Genomic DNA, 14,198 nt, shown 5'->3' with positions numbered 1-14,198 from the left:
AGCACCGCCGCATTTTGCCCACCTCAAGGACCACGACATGGACCGCCTGATCTACACCGCCGCCTCCGGCGCCAAGCACATCCTCGAACAGCAGGCCACGACCTCGAACAACCTGGCCAACGTCAGCACCACGGGCTTTCGCGCCCAGCTCGACGTGTTCCGCTCGGCGCCGGTGCAGGGTCCGGGCTTGCCGACGCGCGCCTTCGTGGTCGACTCGACCGCTGGCAACGACTTCTCGTCGGGCGCGCTGCAGGTCACGGGCCGCGACCTGGACGTGGCAGTGAAAGGGCAGGGCTGGCTGGCGGTGCAGATGCCGGACGGCACCGAGGCGTATACCCGCAACGGTTCGCTGCAGATGAGCCCGAACGGCGTGCTGACCACCGCCTCGGGCCAGACCATCGCCGGCGAAGGCGGTCCGATCACCATCCCGCCCGACGCCACCGTGACGATCGGCGGCGACGGCACCATCTCGACCATCTCCAACGTCGACCAGCCGGCCGCGGCGGCCGTGCTGGGCCGCCTGAAGCTGGTCAATCCGCCCGAGGGCGACCTGGTGCGCGGCGACGACGGCCTGTTCCGCCTGAAGGATGGCGGCAATGCCCAGCCCGACCCCAACGTGCGGGTGGCGGGCGGCGCGCTCGAGGGCAGCAACGTCAATCCGGTCGACTGCATGGTCAATATGATCGCCCTGGCAAGGTCGTTCGACACGCAAATGAGCCTGTTGAAGAACGCCGAGAATAACGCCGCAAAAGCGACCCAGATCCTCGCTTTGAATTGATAGTTGCCCCGGCATAATTCTATTGTGCGTGGCGGTGTTCGCCTGCCGCCAATAGGAGAATGCCATGATTCGTTCGCTGTACATCGCCAAGACCGGCCTGGAAGCCCAGCAGACCAACCTGGACGTCATTTCGAACAACCTCGCCAACGTCAGCACCAACGGCTTCAAGAAGTCGCGCGCCGTGTTCGAGGACCTGCTGTACCAGAACGTGCGCCAGCCCGGCGCCCAGTCGTCGCAGCAGACCAACCTGCCGTCGGGCCTGCAGATCGGCACCGGCGTGCGCACCGTCGCCACCGAACGCATCCATACCCAGGGCAACCCGCAGCTGACCGGCAACGACAAGGACGTCATGGTCAACGGTCCCGGCTACTTCCCGGTCCTGATGCCGGACGGCACCCAGGCGTACACCCGCGACGGCTCGTTCCAGAAAGACCAGAACGGCCAGCTCGTCACCTCGAGTGGCTTCGTTGTCCAGCCCGCCATCACCGTGCCGGTGAACGCCGAATCGATCAGCGTCGGCCGCGACGGCACCGTGTCGGTCAAGATCGCCGGCGAAGCCGCGATGACCCAGATCGGCGCCCTGCAGCTGGCCACCTTCATCAATCCCGCCGGCCTCGAGTCGCGCGGCGAGAACCTGTACGTCGAAACCACCGCATCCGGCGCGCCGAACCTCAACGTGCCTGGCACCAATGGCGCCGGCAACCTGATGCAGGGTTATGTCGAAGCCTCGAACGTCAACGTGGTCGAAGAGATGGTCGCCATGATCCAGACCCAGCGCGCCTACGAGATCAACAGCAAGGCGATCACGACCTCCGACCAGATGCTCCAGAAACTGTCGCAGCTCTAATCCCGTCCTCATGAAAACCTTGTCCTTGCCCCTGTCGTTCCTCGCTGCGCTGGCGCTGCTTGCCGGCTGCAACACCGCGCCGTCCACCATCGTCCAGGGCCCGACCAGCGCCCGTCCGATGCTGGTCGAGAACGCGCCGGCCACCGACGGCGCCATCTTCAACGCCAACAGCTACCGCCCGATGTTCGAGGACCGCCGCGCGCGCCACATCGGCGACCTGTTGACCGTCAACATCAGCGAGCGCACCAGCGCCACCAAGGCCGGCGCCAGCTCGGGCAACAAGACCGGCAGCGCCAGCTTCACCGCGCCTGGCCTGTTGGCCGGCAAGATCGGCGCCGGCGTCGATCTCGAGTCGGGCATCAAGTTCGCCGACGGCGACAACCAGAGCGCCTCGAACAACTTTACCGGCACCATCGGCGTGACCGTGACCGAAGTACTGCCCAACGGTAACCTGATCGTGGCCGGCGAAAAGCAGGTCGCAATGAACAAGGGCACCGAGTTCATCCGTTTCTCGGGCATGGTGAGCCCGGACACGATCCAGCCGGGCAACGTCGTCTCGTCGGCCACGATCGCCGATGCGCGGGTCGAATACCGCACCAACAGCCGTCTCGACCGCGCCGAGGTGACCTCGATGCTGTCGCGTTTCTTCCTGTCGATGCTGCCGTTCTAAGAGAAATCATCCATGCGTAAGATCACCGTCTTCATGCTGCTGGCCGCCGCGCTCGCCGGGACCGTTCCGATGGCCCAGGCCGAGCGCCTGAAGGACCTGGCGACCATCGCCGGCGTGCGCCAGAACCAGCTGTCCGGCTACGGCATCGTCGTGGGCCTGGACGGCACCGGCGACCAGACCACGCAAACCCCGTTCACCGTGCAGTCGATCAAGGCGATGCTGCAGCAGAAGGGCATCAACCTGCCGGCCGGCGTCCAGCTGCAGCTCAAGAACGTGGCGGCGGTGATGGTCACCGCTTCGCTGCCGGCCTTCGCCCAGCCGGGCCAGACCCTGGACATCACGGTGTCCTCGATCGGCAATGCGAAAAGCCTGCGCGGCGGCACCTTGCTGATGGCGCCGCTGCACGGCGCCGACGGCCAGGTGTACGCGATGGCCCAGGGCAGCCTGGTGGTCGGCGGCGTCGGCGCGCAAGCCCCGGGTGGCGGCGCCCAGGTGCAGGTCAACCACCTGTCGGTGGGCCGCATCTCGGGCGGCGCGACCGTCGAGCGCGCGGTGGCCTCGAACCTGGGCGCGGACAACCAGATCCGCCTGGAGCTCAAGGAAACCGACTTCGCCACCGCGGCGCGCGTGGTCGAAGCCGTCAACGACCAGTTCGGCCCCGGCGTGGCGACCGCCCTCGACGGCCGCGTGGTGCGCGTGCGCACCCCGTCGTCGAGCGACCAGCGCGTGGCCTTCCTGGGCCAATTGGAACAGATCGACGTCAGGCAGCCGCTGGCCTCGGCCAAGGTGATCATGAACGCGCGCACCGGTTCGGTGGTGATGAACCAGGCCGTGATGCTGGAAAACTGCGCGATCTCGCACGGCAACCTGTCGGTGACGATCGGCGCCGACACGCAAGTGAGCCAGCCGAACCCGGGCACCCTGGGCGCCACCGTGGTGACCCAGAACCCGAGCGTCGAGGTCAGGAAGGAACCGGGCCAGATGCTCAACGTCAAGGGCGGCGCCTCGCTGGCCGAAGTGGTGAAGGCGATGAATTCGATCGGCGCCACCCCGCAAGACCTGCTGGCCATCCTGCAGGCGCTGAAGGCCGCCGGTTCGCTGCGCGCCGAACTCGAAATCATCTAATTCACTGGACCCAAGCATGATCGCCTCGCGCCTCTCCAACGACCAGACCGCCAAGCTCGCGCTCGACACCAACAGCCTCAACGGCTTGCGGCAGAGCGCGAAGGACGGCTCGCCGGCCGCCATGAAGGAAGCGGCGACCCAGTTCGAGGCGATGTTCATCAATATGATGATGAAGAGCATGCGCGACGCCACTCCGCAGGAAGGCCTGATGGACAACCAGCAGACCAAGACCTTCACCACCATGCTCGACCAGCAGATGAGCCAGAACCTGGCCAAGCGCGGCGTTGGCCTGGCCGACGTGCTGGTGCGCCAGCTGGGCGCCCAGCAGATGGGCCAGCAGGCGCTAGCGATCGGCGCCGACGGCGTGGGCGCCGGCGCTGCCGCGCCTGGCATCAAGGGCCTGCCGACCGCGATGAACGCCGCCGCCATGTATCAGGGTGGCGCGGCGGCGGCTGCGGCCACCGGCAAGGCGCCGCCGCTGGCCGCCACCACCGAGAGCGGCCGGGTCCAGGCGCCGCACGTGCGCGCCTTCCAGGAAAAGCTGCACGAGCACGCCCATGCGGCCGAGCAGACCACCGGCGTGCCGGCCAAGTTCATGCTGGGCCAGGCGGCGCTCGAGACCGGCTGGGGCAAGCGCATGATCAAGAATGCCGACGGCACCAGCAGCAACAACCTGTTCGGCATCAAGGCCGGTCCGAACTGGAAAGGCAAGGTCGCCACCGCCGTGACCACCGAGTATGTGAACGGCAAGCCGCAGACCCGGGTCGAGAAATTCCGCGCCTACGACACGCCGGCCGATTCGTTCCGCGACTACGCCAGGCTGATCACGAATAATCCACGTTATGAAAAAGTCATCGCCAACGGGGGCGACGCCGAGGCGTTCGCCCGGGGCCTGCAGCGCGCCGGCTATGCGACCGACCCGCATTACGCGGCCAAGCTGACCCGCTTGATCAAGCATTCGCTGGCCTGACGGCCTGGCCGGAGACGATGTCATGTCCAATGACCGTCAAGTTTTTCCAGAATCTGCCGTAGACAGACTTGTCAAAGAGAGAAAAAATTCATGAGTAGCCTTCTCGCCATCGGTAAGACCGGTCTGTACGCCGCCCAGGCGGCCCTGTCCACGACCGGTCACAACATCACCAACGCCAACGTGGCCGGCTACAGCCGCCAGGTGGTGGTGCAGGCCACCGCGGCCGCCATGAATACCGGCGTGGGCTTCATCGGCACCGGCACCCAGATCGCGCAGATCAAGCGCTACAGCGACGACTTCCTGAACACGCAGGTGCGCAGCGCCCAGGCCAGCGCCAGCGGCCTGGAATCGTATCATTCGCAGATCAAGCAGATCGACAACCTGCTGGCCGACACCACGTCCGGCCTGACCCCGGCGATGCAAGGCTTTTTCAAGGGCGTGCAGGACATGGCCGCCAACCGCGCCTCGGTGCCGTCGCGCCAGGCCATGCTGTCGAACGCCGAATCGCTGGCCACGCGCCTGAACGGCCTGGACGCGCGCCTGGGCGAGATCCGCGAGGGCGTCAATGCCGAGCTCGAGTCGAGCGTCACCGCGATCAATACCTACGCCAAGCAGATCGCCAAGCTCAACGAGCAGATCGGCAATTACGCCTCGTCGCCGCAGCGGCCGCCGAACGACTTGCTGGACCAGCGCGACCAGCTGGTGCTGGAACTGAACAAATACGTCAAGGCCACCGTGCTGCCGGGCGATAACAACAGCTTCACGGTCGCGATCGGCAACGGCCAGCCGCTGGTGGTGGGCCAGGATTCCTTCCAGCTGGCGACGATGCAGTCGCCGACCGACCTGGCCCGCCTCGAAGTGGGTTACCAGGTGGGCAGCAAGGTGTCGGTGCTGCCCGACGGCGCCCTGCCGGGCGGCAAGCTGGGCGGCGTGCTCGAGTTCCGCAGCAACACCCTGGACAAGGCGCAAAGCCAGCTCGGCAAGATCGCGCTCGGCCTGGCCTTCGAATTCAACCGCCAGCACGAGCTGGGCCTGGACCAGAACGGCCAGCCGGGCAAGGCCTTCTTCAACGAAGCGCCGGCCTACGTGGGCAAAAGCGTCAACAGCTCGCCGCTGAGCACGTCCGAGCTGACGGCCAGGGTCGTCGACCCGTCCAAGCTGGCCGACAACGATTACGAGGTCAAGTTTTCCGCTGGCCAGTATCACATTTCCAGTTTGCCGGACCGCAAGCCGGTCGCGTCGGTCGCACCGGACGTCAACGGCGACGCCATCCTGCAAGTCGGCGGCGTGGAGATGACCTTCTCGAACAGCGCGGTCGACGGCGACACCTTCCTGGTGCGGCCGACCATCAATGGCGCGTCCGACTTCAAGGTGCTGGCCAACGACGTGTCGCAGATCGCGGCCGCGGCCCCGGTCCTGAGCGATGAACCTTCGACCAATACCGGCAGCGGCAAGATCAGCGAGATCAAGGTCGACAGCGAGTTCCTGGATGGGACGCCGCCCGCGCTGCCGATCACGCTCACCTTCAACAAGGGCGTCGCCGGCGCGCCCGACACCTTGACCGGTTTCCCGGCCGCCGACACGGTCTACACGGTCGACGACAAGGGCGTCAGGACGCCGATCGTGGGCAGCGTCGTGTTCCAGAACGGCGCCACCTACGCCTTCGGCGGCATCATCGTGACCATGACCGGCGCCCCGGGCGACGGCGACAACTTCGAGATCGCCTCCAACGTCAACGGCGTCGGCGACACCCGCAACATCGCGGCGCTGGGCGAGCTGCAGACCAGGAACATCTTCAATGGCGGCACCGCGACCGTCCAGTCCTCGTATGCCCAGATGGTGAGCGAAGTCGGCAACAAGACGCGCGAAGTCCAGATCAACGCCTCGGCCAGCAATTCCCTGCTGGCGCAGGCGGCCGGCGCCCAGGCCGACGTCTCGGGCGTCAACCTGGACGAGGAAGCGGCCAACCTGATCAGGTACCAGCAGGCCTACCAGGCGGCCAGCAAGGTGATGCAGATCGCCGGCACCATCTTCGATTCGCTGCTGTCGATCGGCCGCTAACGCCTGACCCTGAGCAAAGACCATCATGCGCATCAGTACCCTGAACCTCTACAACACCTCGACCAACCAGCTCAACAGCCTGCAGTCGGCGCTGGCGCGCACGCAGATGCAGCTGTCGACCGACCGCCGCCTGTTGACCCCGGCCGACGATCCGGTAGCGTCGGCGCGCGCGCTCGAGGTGACCCAATCGCAGAACATCAACGCCCAGTTCGCCACCAACCGCAGCAGCGCGAAATCGGCGCTGGGGTTCACCGAATCGGCGCTGCAGAACGCCGGCGACCTGCTGCAGGAAATCCAGGAACTGGCGGTGGAGGGCGGCAACGGCATCATGCTGCAGGGCGACCGCGAAAAGCTGGCCACCGAACTCGAAGGCCGCCTGGCCGACCTGCTGGGCGTGGCCAATACCGCCGATGGCGCCGGCGGCTACCTGTTCTCGGGCTTCATGACCACCACCAAGCCGTTCACGGCGACACCCGGCGGCGCCGCCTACCAGGGCGACTCGGGCGTGCGCCAGCTCCAGGTGAGCGAATCGCGCAAGGTGCCGCTGTCGGCCTCGGGCAGGGGTGTCTTCGAAGCGATCCCGACCGGCAACGGCACGTTCCAGACCAAGGCCGACGCGGCAAATGCCGGCGCCGCCATCATCTCGTCGGGCTCGGTGATCAACCGTCCGGCCATCGACGGCACCACGTTCGAGATCGAGTTCGGCATGAGTGCAGCCACGCCGCCGGCGCCGATCTACACGGTCTACGACACCAGCGTCGCCCCGCGCGCGATATTGGCGGGCCAGCAAGACCTGCCCTACCAGGATGGCCAGCAGATCGCCTTCGGCGGCATGTCGATGGAAATCAAGGGCGTGCCGGCCGCCGGCGACAAGTTCAGCGTCGAGCCGAGCCAGAAGCAGTCGGTGTTCACCACCGTGACCGACCTGATCAACACGCTGCGCCTGCCCGGCGACGGTGCGGCCGGCAAGGCGGCGCTGACCAACCAGATCAACACCGCGCTCGACAATCTCAAGAACGCCCACGACAACGTGCTGACCGTGCAGGCCTCGGTCGGCGCGCACATGAACGAGCTCGATTATCTGGACAGCGCCGGCTCGGACCTCGACCTCCAGTACGCGGGCACCCTGGACGACCTGCAGGGGCTGGACACGGTCAAGGCCATCTCGGACTTTTCCCAGCAACAGCTGACCTTGCAGGCGGCGCAGATGTCGTTCAAGACCATGTCGGGGCTGTCGCTGTTTAACATCCTCTGATCAGCGCGCCGCCACCGGCTTCGGTGGCGTCTTCGCATTCACCTTCGGCGGCTTGGTCGCCGCCCTGATCTCGGCGCCGCAGTTGGTGTCCGGCGCCTTGTCGATGTTGATCAGCGGAATCAGGGCGGCCAGCGGGTTGATGGCGGCCAGCGCCACGGCGGCGCCGGCCTTCATCGCCAGCGGACCCGCCTGCGGCCCCACCTTCGGTTCGGTGAAGGTGCCGCGCGCATACAGCGGCGTGCGCAGCGACAGCACGCGGGCGCCCTTGGTCTTGGGCCGCACGTCCAGGTCCAGGCGTTCGCTGGCCAGGTCGACGTAACCCGACATGTTCACCACCGCGTCCTCGCTGTCGAGCACGAAGCGATCGATGTTGGCGCGGCCGTTACGCACCGTGGTCTGGGCCGCCACGCAGTTGAGCATCATCTGCTTGTCGCCGAAGATCTTGACGAAGATGGCGTTGGCCACGTTCAGGCCGGCCAGTTCGAGCATGAACTGGCTGACCGAGCCTTCGGTGACGACGGCGTTGATCTCGCCCTGCGATGTGCCCAGCATCGCCGCCACCGTATTGCCTTTGCCGGCCAGCACGCCATCGCCATTGACTTCGCCGAAGCTGGCCTGCATCGTTTGCAGCTTGGGGAACAGTTCGCGGATCTTGAGGCCGCGCGCCGCCAGGCGGGCCGAGGCGTCCAGCGGTTTGTCGCTGCCGTCGAGACGGATGTTCGACACGATGCGCCCGCCCGCCATGCCGAAGCTGAGCGGGGTCAGCGTGAGCACCTTGTCCTTCATGCGGACGGTCGTCTCGACGTCGCTCAGCGGAATGTCGTGGGTGCGCACGAGGCGCTTGCCGGAGAACTTCACCTCGGCGTCCAGCGCACCCCAGTTGTCGGTATTGAATCCTTCGGTCGGCAGGGCCTTGCCCGGTGGCGGCGACTTGATGCGGCCGGCTTGTTTGGTGCCGGCGCCGGTGTCGGCGCCGACGGTCGGACCCAGGTCGGCCAGGCGCAGCTGCTGCGAGGTCAGGGTTCCGCTCAGGAACGGACGCGGCTTGCGCTGGGCATAGCGCAGGGTGCCGGCAAGGTCGCTGGCGCCGACCTTGCCCGTGAAATCCTTATAGGTGAACGTCCAGAATTCACCTTCCTTCTTGCCCAGCAGCTCGCCGCGCGTGGAGTAGGGCGGGGTTGCCGGCAGCAGCACGCCGGTCAGCCCGTACAGGTCGGCCATGCTGGCGCCGGCCAGCGACATGCTGAGGGCGAAGCCGGACGGCGCGCTCGGATCGCGGATCACGCCGCGCAGGCCAAGCTTGTTCTGGCCGGCGCTGGCCTCGGCCTCGATCGGGTAGGTGATGTCGTCGCCGGTCAGCGACAGCACCGCGCCTGCCTTGCCGCCGCCCGTGATTTTCGCCTTGTTGTAGGTGCCCGACAGGGTGAAGGCCAGGCCGTACGGCGGCACGCCCGCGGCCGGCGCGGGTTGCTGGCCGTCGATCGTGCGCGCGTCCGCGCGCAGGTCCACGCCGAGCGGCGCGTCCATGTAACGCAGCTTGCCGCTGTCGAACGACAGGCGCTGGATGTGGACGTCCCATTGCGATGGGCCGTTGTCCTTGAAGGTCCAGGAGTTGCGGCCATCCGCGAGGCGCTGCACGGCGATGTCCGGGGCCGCCAGGCGCAGGTCGGTGATCACGACGTCCTTGCGCAGCAGCGGCAGCACGTGCAGGCCCACCTCGATGCGCTGCGCCCCCGCCATTTGCGGGCCGACGGTGCTCCAGTCCGGGTTGCTCATGGTGACGTCGCTGGCGCTGACGTAGGGACGCGGCACGTAGCGCCGCCAGCCGCGTTCGCCGTCCAGGCCGCGGCGGAACGTCACGTCCAGGTCGCCCCGGATCGCGAATTCACGGCCGGTGGTTTCCGACACCTTGCGGTTGATATACGGCCGCAACATATTCCAGTCAAACAGCAGGAAGAACAGGATCACGATGACCGTGATTCCGAGCAGGATCCAACCGGCGAACTTGAGAGGTCTTGATGGTTTCATGTCGATAGCGGCCACATGCATGGCGTGGTGGGGGCGCTACGCCCTAAGACGTTCAGGCTACCCCTGCAGTGCGGCTTTGTTTGTTAACCAAGTAGCATTGCGGGCCAAATAAAGGCGGCGTTTGAGGCATCTCGAGCCCGCCCGCTGTCCAGACGCGAGGAGGGGGCGATCGTGGAGCACTTCACCCTCGATGTGGTGCACTTCGCGGCATTCACCTCCCCGGTGCTGGCGCGCTGGACTTGTCTGGCGCAAGACGGATTGACGATCCCCATGGCAAGAATATACACTGTTATATATCGTGTTATGGAGATGGCGATGGCGGATTTACTGAAAGAGCTGGGACCAACCTTCCTGGGCAGCCGTCTCAAGCGCCTGGGCGAACGCATGCAGGCGGGCGCCGCCAGGGTCGCCTTGGACGCCGGGTTGCCGGTGCAGCCGGCCCACATGCCGCTGCTGGCCGCGCTCGACGGCCAGGCGCTGACGGTCGGGCAACTGGTCCAGGTGGTGGGCATCAGCCAGCCGGGCGTCACGCGCGGCATCGGCCAGCTGGTCGATCTTGGCCTGGCCGAATCGCAGCAAAGCCAGGAAGGGGACGCTCGCCAGCGCACGATCTCTCTGACCGCCGAAGGCAATGCCGTGCTGGCGCGCGCCAGGCTGGTTGTCTGGCCGCGGATCGAAGAGGCGGTCAAGGCGCTGTTCGGCGGCGAGCCGGAAGCGTTCATGGCGCAGATCGCCGCCGTCGAGACGGCGCTGGCGGCGCACTCGATCGACGCGCTGGCGGCGCGGTCGACGCCGCAGGTCCTCACGATCCACGAATTCAGCGACGCGCTGGCGCACCACTTCCACGACATCAATGCCGAGTGGATCAACGCCATGTTCCGGCTAGAGGCGACCGACAGGGAGGTGCTGGAACACCCGCGCAAGAAGATCGTCGATCCGGGCGGCGTGATCCTGTTCGTGGAAGCGCGCGGACTGGGCATCGTCGGCACCTGCGCGCTGCAAAAGACCGGCGCGCGCAGTTTCGAGCTGACCAAGATGGGCGTGCGCGCGAGCGCGCGCGGGTTGAAGGCCGGCGAATTCCTGCTCGAGGCGATCATCGCCCGCGCCATGGCGCTCGGGGCCGAACCACTCTACCTGCTCAGCAATGCCAGGTGCGAGGCCGCCATCCACCTGTACGAGAAGCGGGGCTTCGAGCATGACGCCGGGATCATGGCGGACTATGGCGCGCGCTATGCGCGCTGCGACGTCGCGATGCGCTACCAGACGCCGCCGGGCTGACCGGGAAAGAGCGCCAGAGCGCGCCATTGGCCAGGACATCGCCCGGCCATCATCCAGGCGCCGGCGCCGCCGGGACCGGCTGCGCCGGCGCCGCGCCCGGCTGCGGATTGCCGGCGCGCGGCAGCGAGCGGGTGGTTTCGATGCCCTGGTTGAACAGGTTGACGATCGGCGCGCTGAGGTAGGGCAGGGCCAGGCTCAGGGTCAGGAAGCCCACGCCCAGGGTGATCGGGAAGCCGATGCCGAAGATGTTCAGCTGCGGCGCGGCGCGCGTCAGGATGCCGAGGGCGACCTGGGTGATCAGGAGGGCGGCGATGACCGGCATCGCGATCTGCAGGCCGGCCGAGAAGATCCGCCCGCCCCAGCGCGCCAGTTCCAGCGCCGCGTTGGAGGAAAACGGCGTCTCGGTGATCGGCATGGTGATGAAACTCTCGGCCAGCGCCTCGAGCAGCACCAGGTGGCCGTTCACGGCCAGGAAGGCCATGGTCGCGACCAGGGCCATGAACTGGCTGATGGCCGACGAGCGTCCGCGCGTGCTGGGGTCGAAGAACATGGCAAAGCCCAGGCCCATGGTCTGGCTGGCCACCTCGCCCGCGTACTCGACGGCGGCGAACACGAGGCGCATGGCGAAACCCATCGCCAGCCCGATGATCATTTCCTTGACCAGGATGAGCAGGCCCGCCCACGAGGTGGGATCGACGGCGGGCACGGCCGGCACCAGCGGCGCGATCACCAGCGCCAGGAACACGCCGAGCAGGACCTTGACGCGCAGCGGCACGCCGGCGTTGCCGAACAGCGGCGCGGCCGCGATCAGCCCCAGGATGCGCGACAGCGGCCACAAGAGCGCCGCGATCCAGGCGTTGATTTCAACCGAGGTGAATGTCAGCACGGCCAGCGCACCGCAGGGTTGGTGGCTGCGCCGCCGACGCGTTCAACGAACGTTCGCACGCCCGCGCTACCCGATCATCCCCGGAATCCCGGTAAACACCTGGCGCATGTAATCGAGCATCACCGACAGCATCCACGGTCCGGCCAGCACCAGGGCGACGAACACGCCGACCAGCTTCGGAATGAAGGACAGGGTCGCCTCGTTGATCTGGGTCGCGGCCTGGAAGATGCTGATGATCAGGCCGATGATCAGCGCCACCAGCAGCAGCGGCGCGGAGATCATCAGGGTCACCTCCATGGCCGTGCGGCCCATCGTCATCACGCTTTCTGGGGTCATGGCCGCATCCTCAGTAGAAACTCTGGGACAGCGAGCCCAGCAGTAACTGCCAGCCGTCGACCAGCACGAACAGCATCAGCTTGAACGGCAGGGCGATGACGGCGGGAGACATCATCATCATGCCCATCGCCATCAGCACCGACGCCACCACCATGTCGATGATCAGGAAGGGGATGAAGATCGCGAAACCGATCTGGAACGCCGTCTTCAGTTCGCTGGTGACGAAGGCCGGAATCAGGACCCGCAGCGGAATGTCCTCGGGCCCCTGCAGCGCTTCGGAACGCGAGATCTTCACGAACAGCGCCAGGTCGGACTGGCGCGTCTGCTTGATCATGAACTCCTTGAGCGGCACCACGCCGCGGTTCATCGCGTCCGTCATCTGGATCTCGTTGCGCTGCAGCGGCAGGTAGGCCTCGCTGTAGATGCGGTCGAAAGTCGGCCCCATCACGAAGAAGGTCAGGAACAGCGCCAGCCCCACCATCACCTGGTTCGGCGGCGCGGTCTGGGTGCCCAGCGCCTGGCGCAGCAGCGACAGCACGATGATGATGCGGGTGAACGCCGTCATCATCAGGAGCGCGGCCGGCAGGAAGGTGAGCGAGGTCAGCAGCAGCAGGGTCTGGACCGGCAGCGAGTACGACGTGCCGCCGCCCGGCGCCGGACTGCTCTGGAATGCCGGGATGCCGGGCTGGGCCGCCGCGATCAGCGGCAGGGCCAGTATGCCGGCCAACAAAAGGTGTTTAGCGCGCATTGCGTTTGTCGATCGTCTTCTTGAGCCAGTCCGAGAAATTGGTGGCCGGGATGCCGCCGTGGGCGGCCGCGGGAGTGAGTTCGCCTTCCTGGCGCGGCATGGTGTGCAGGGCGTTGACGCGGCCCGGCGCGGCGCCGACCACGATCCACTGGTCGCCGACTTCGACCACCATGATGCGTTCGCGTCCGCCCAGGTTCAGGGCGCCGACCACGCGCAGGTTGGCGTTGCCGCCACCCATCTTGGGGCCGTAGCGCTTCATCATCCAGGCCAGGCCGGCCAGCAGGCCGAGCACCAGCGTCAAGGCCATGATGGTCTTGAGCAGGCCGCCGGCGTCCGGGCGTCCGGCATCCGGGCGTCCGGCGCCGGGGCTGGCGCTGGACGGGGCAGGCATCGTGGACGGCGGCAGCGCCACCCGCGGCGCTTCGCTCAGCGGTGCGGTGGACGCCGGCGACACCGGCGCGGTGGCGACCGGCTGGGTGGTGTCGCCGGGACGGCGTGGCGTTACGGCATCCTCGTGGGCGGCCGGCGCCTGCGCCGGCGCGCTCGAGGCGCCGGCCATGCCGGCCGGCGGCGCCGGCGTCGAGGTGGTGTCGGTGTTCGCGGCTTGCTGGGCGCAGGCGACGAGGGGCGCGAACAGCAATGCCGCCGCGATGGACCGCAGGGTCGGCAGCTTCGCTGCCGACCCTGCGCCTGCGTATCCGGTGACAGGAGTGCGATCGAAAAACAGGGCAGGGGCGCGGCGCGGTGTCATTTATTCAGCTTGCGAATCCGTTCGGAGGGCGTGATGATATCAGTGAGCCGGATCCCGAACTTGTCATTCACGACCACCACCTCGCCCTGGGCGATCAGGCAGCCGTTGACCAGCACGTCCATCGGCTCGCCGGCCAGGCCGTCCAGTTCGACCACCGAGCCCTGCGCCAGTTGCAGCAGGTTCTTGATGGCGATCTTGGTGCGCCCCAGTTCCACCGTCAATTGCACCGGAATGTCGAGGATGAAGTCGATGTCGTTCGGCGTCTCGTTGCGCGCGCCCTTGTTCGAGAAATCCTTGAACACGGCGGCAGCCGCGGCCGGGGCGGCCGCCTGCTGCTGTTGCTGACGCTCGAGGGCGGCCGCTTCGGCCGCGGCCTGCTCGGCGATCGCCGCGCCCCAATCGTCGTCGATGTGGTCCTGGTCTTCCTGGTTGTCCGACATGGTGTTCTCCTGTATTGCTTCTGTA

General features: G+C 66.9%; 14 protein-coding genes. 8 read left to right on the top strand and 6 right to left on the bottom strand.

From position 1 onward, the window contains the following. Positions 1 to 37: 37 nt before the first annotated feature. The 7 genes from flgF (at position 38) to flgL (ending at position 7,706) form a co-directional block, all read left to right on the top strand. Complete coding sequence (flgF, locus tag ABIB38_RS18515) at positions 38 to 778, top strand: flagellar basal-body rod protein FlgF (protein WP_429206091.1); 741 nt, start codon at positions 38 to 40, stop codon at positions 776 to 778. A 64-nt stretch (positions 779 to 842) separates the two neighbouring features. Next, entirely contained in the window at positions 843 to 1,625 is a 783-nt protein-coding gene (gene flgG, locus ABIB38_RS18510; RefSeq protein ID WP_071361654.1) for a flagellar basal-body rod protein FlgG, read from the top strand. Between the two features lie 10 nt (positions 1,626 to 1,635). After that, the gene (locus ABIB38_RS18505; protein ID WP_429206088.1) at positions 1,636 to 2,295 is read left to right on the top strand and encodes a flagellar basal body L-ring protein FlgH; all 660 of its coding nucleotides are present in this window, start codon (positions 1,636 to 1,638) and stop codon (positions 2,293 to 2,295) included. A gap of 12 nt (positions 2,296 to 2,307) precedes the next feature. Beyond that, positions 2,308 to 3,420, top strand: a complete 1,113-nt coding sequence (locus tag ABIB38_RS18500; protein WP_429206087.1) for a flagellar basal body P-ring protein FlgI — start codon at positions 2,308 to 2,310, stop codon at positions 3,418 to 3,420. Between the two features lie 16 nt (positions 3,421 to 3,436). After that, positions 3,437 to 4,390 (top strand): flagellar assembly peptidoglycan hydrolase FlgJ, encoded by a 954-nt coding sequence (gene flgJ / locus ABIB38_RS18495; protein WP_429206085.1) that lies wholly within the window; start codon positions 3,437 to 3,439, stop codon positions 4,388 to 4,390. Between the two features lie 90 nt (positions 4,391 to 4,480). After that, positions 4,481 to 6,451 (top strand): flagellar hook-associated protein FlgK, encoded by a 1,971-nt coding sequence (gene flgK, locus ABIB38_RS18490; RefSeq protein WP_429206083.1) that lies wholly within the window; start codon positions 4,481 to 4,483, stop codon positions 6,449 to 6,451. Positions 6,452 to 6,476: 25 nt separating this feature from the next. Then, positions 6,477 to 7,706 carry a flagellar hook-associated protein FlgL gene (gene flgL / locus ABIB38_RS18485; protein ID WP_429206082.1) on the top strand — a complete coding sequence of 410 codons (1,230 nt, stop codon included), beginning with the start codon at positions 6,477 to 6,479 and terminating at the stop codon, positions 7,704 to 7,706. Here the strand turns inward: flgL and ABIB38_RS18480 are convergent, their stop codons facing one another. Beyond that, positions 7,707 to 9,734 carry an AsmA family protein gene (locus tag ABIB38_RS18480; protein ID WP_429206080.1) on the bottom strand — a complete coding sequence of 676 codons (2,028 nt, stop codon included), beginning with the start codon at positions 9,732 to 9,734 and terminating at the stop codon, positions 7,707 to 7,709. Positions 9,735 to 10,049: 315 nt separating this feature from the next. Between ABIB38_RS18480 and ABIB38_RS18475 the strand changes: the two genes are divergently transcribed. Further along, the gene (locus tag ABIB38_RS18475; protein WP_429206078.1) at positions 10,050 to 11,012 is read left to right on the top strand and encodes a bifunctional helix-turn-helix transcriptional regulator/GNAT family N-acetyltransferase; all 963 of its coding nucleotides are present in this window, start codon (positions 10,050 to 10,052) and stop codon (positions 11,010 to 11,012) included. 49 nt (positions 11,013 to 11,061) lie between these two features. Here ABIB38_RS18475 and fliR read toward each other — a convergent pair whose 3' ends face one another. From fliR to fliN, 5 genes are all read right to left on the bottom strand, one after another. Then, on the bottom strand, positions 11,062 to 11,898 hold the full coding sequence (fliR, locus tag ABIB38_RS18470; protein WP_429206076.1) for a flagellar biosynthetic protein FliR: 837 nt from the start codon (positions 11,896 to 11,898) through the stop codon (positions 11,062 to 11,064). A 66-nt stretch (positions 11,899 to 11,964) separates the two neighbouring features. Beyond that, positions 11,965 to 12,234, bottom strand: coding sequence for a flagellar biosynthesis protein FliQ (gene fliQ / locus ABIB38_RS18465; protein WP_429206074.1), 270 nt, complete (start codon positions 12,232 to 12,234; stop codon positions 11,965 to 11,967). A gap of 10 nt (positions 12,235 to 12,244) precedes the next feature. Further along, positions 12,245 to 12,982: a flagellar type III secretion system pore protein FliP gene (fliP, locus tag ABIB38_RS18460; RefSeq protein WP_429206073.1), complete on the bottom strand. Its 738-nt coding sequence runs from the start codon at positions 12,980 to 12,982 to the stop codon at positions 12,245 to 12,247. Next, on the bottom strand, positions 12,972 to 13,733 hold the full coding sequence (fliO, locus tag ABIB38_RS18455) for a flagellar biosynthetic protein FliO (protein WP_429206072.1): 762 nt from the start codon (positions 13,731 to 13,733) through the stop codon (positions 12,972 to 12,974). The genes fliP and fliO overlap by 11 nt, the downstream gene beginning before the upstream one ends. Then, entirely contained in the window at positions 13,730 to 14,173 is a 444-nt protein-coding gene (fliN, locus tag ABIB38_RS18450) for a flagellar motor switch protein FliN (protein WP_306396732.1), read from the bottom strand. The genes fliO and fliN overlap by 4 nt, the downstream gene beginning before the upstream one ends. Positions 14,174 to 14,198: the final 25 nt, after the last annotated feature.

Source organism: Massilia sp. UYP11 (genome assembly GCF_050434805.1).
In the GTDB taxonomy this organism is placed as follows: Bacteria; Pseudomonadota; Gammaproteobacteria; order Burkholderiales; family Burkholderiaceae_D; genus Telluria.
This window is presented reverse-complemented; position numbering and strand designations above follow the sequence as displayed.

Excerpts from the sequence above, each read along its gene's own strand:
- flgF (WP_429206091.1), top strand. The coding sequence starts at position 38 with ATGGACCGCCTGATCTACACCGCCGCCTCCGGCGCCAAGCACATCCTC.
- flgG (WP_071361654.1), top strand. The coding sequence starts at position 843 with ATGATTCGTTCGCTGTACATCGCCAAGACCGGCCTGGAAGCCCAGCAG.
- ABIB38_RS18505 (WP_429206088.1), top strand. The coding sequence starts at position 1,636 with ATGAAAACCTTGTCCTTGCCCCTGTCGTTCCTCGCTGCGCTGGCGCTG.
- ABIB38_RS18500 (WP_429206087.1), top strand. The coding sequence starts at position 2,308 with ATGCGTAAGATCACCGTCTTCATGCTGCTGGCCGCCGCGCTCGCCGGG.
- flgJ (WP_429206085.1), top strand. The coding sequence starts at position 3,437 with ATGATCGCCTCGCGCCTCTCCAACGACCAGACCGCCAAGCTCGCGCTC.
- flgK (WP_429206083.1), top strand. The coding sequence starts at position 4,481 with ATGAGTAGCCTTCTCGCCATCGGTAAGACCGGTCTGTACGCCGCCCAG.
- flgL (WP_429206082.1), top strand. The coding sequence starts at position 6,477 with ATGCGCATCAGTACCCTGAACCTCTACAACACCTCGACCAACCAGCTC.
- ABIB38_RS18480 (WP_429206080.1), bottom strand. The coding sequence starts at position 9,734 with ATGAAACCATCAAGACCTCTCAAGTTCGCCGGTTGGATCCTGCTCGGA.
- ABIB38_RS18475 (WP_429206078.1), top strand. The coding sequence starts at position 10,050 with ATGGCGGATTTACTGAAAGAGCTGGGACCAACCTTCCTGGGCAGCCGT.
- fliQ (WP_429206074.1), bottom strand. The coding sequence starts at position 12,234 with ATGACCCCAGAAAGCGTGATGACGATGGGCCGCACGGCCATGGAGGTG.
- fliP (WP_429206073.1), bottom strand. The coding sequence starts at position 12,982 with ATGCGCGCTAAACACCTTTTGTTGGCCGGCATACTGGCCCTGCCGCTG.
- fliO (WP_429206072.1), bottom strand. The coding sequence starts at position 13,733 with ATGACACCGCGCCGCGCCCCTGCCCTGTTTTTCGATCGCACTCCTGTC.
- fliN (WP_306396732.1), bottom strand. The coding sequence starts at position 14,173 with ATGTCGGACAACCAGGAAGACCAGGACCACATCGACGACGATTGGGGC.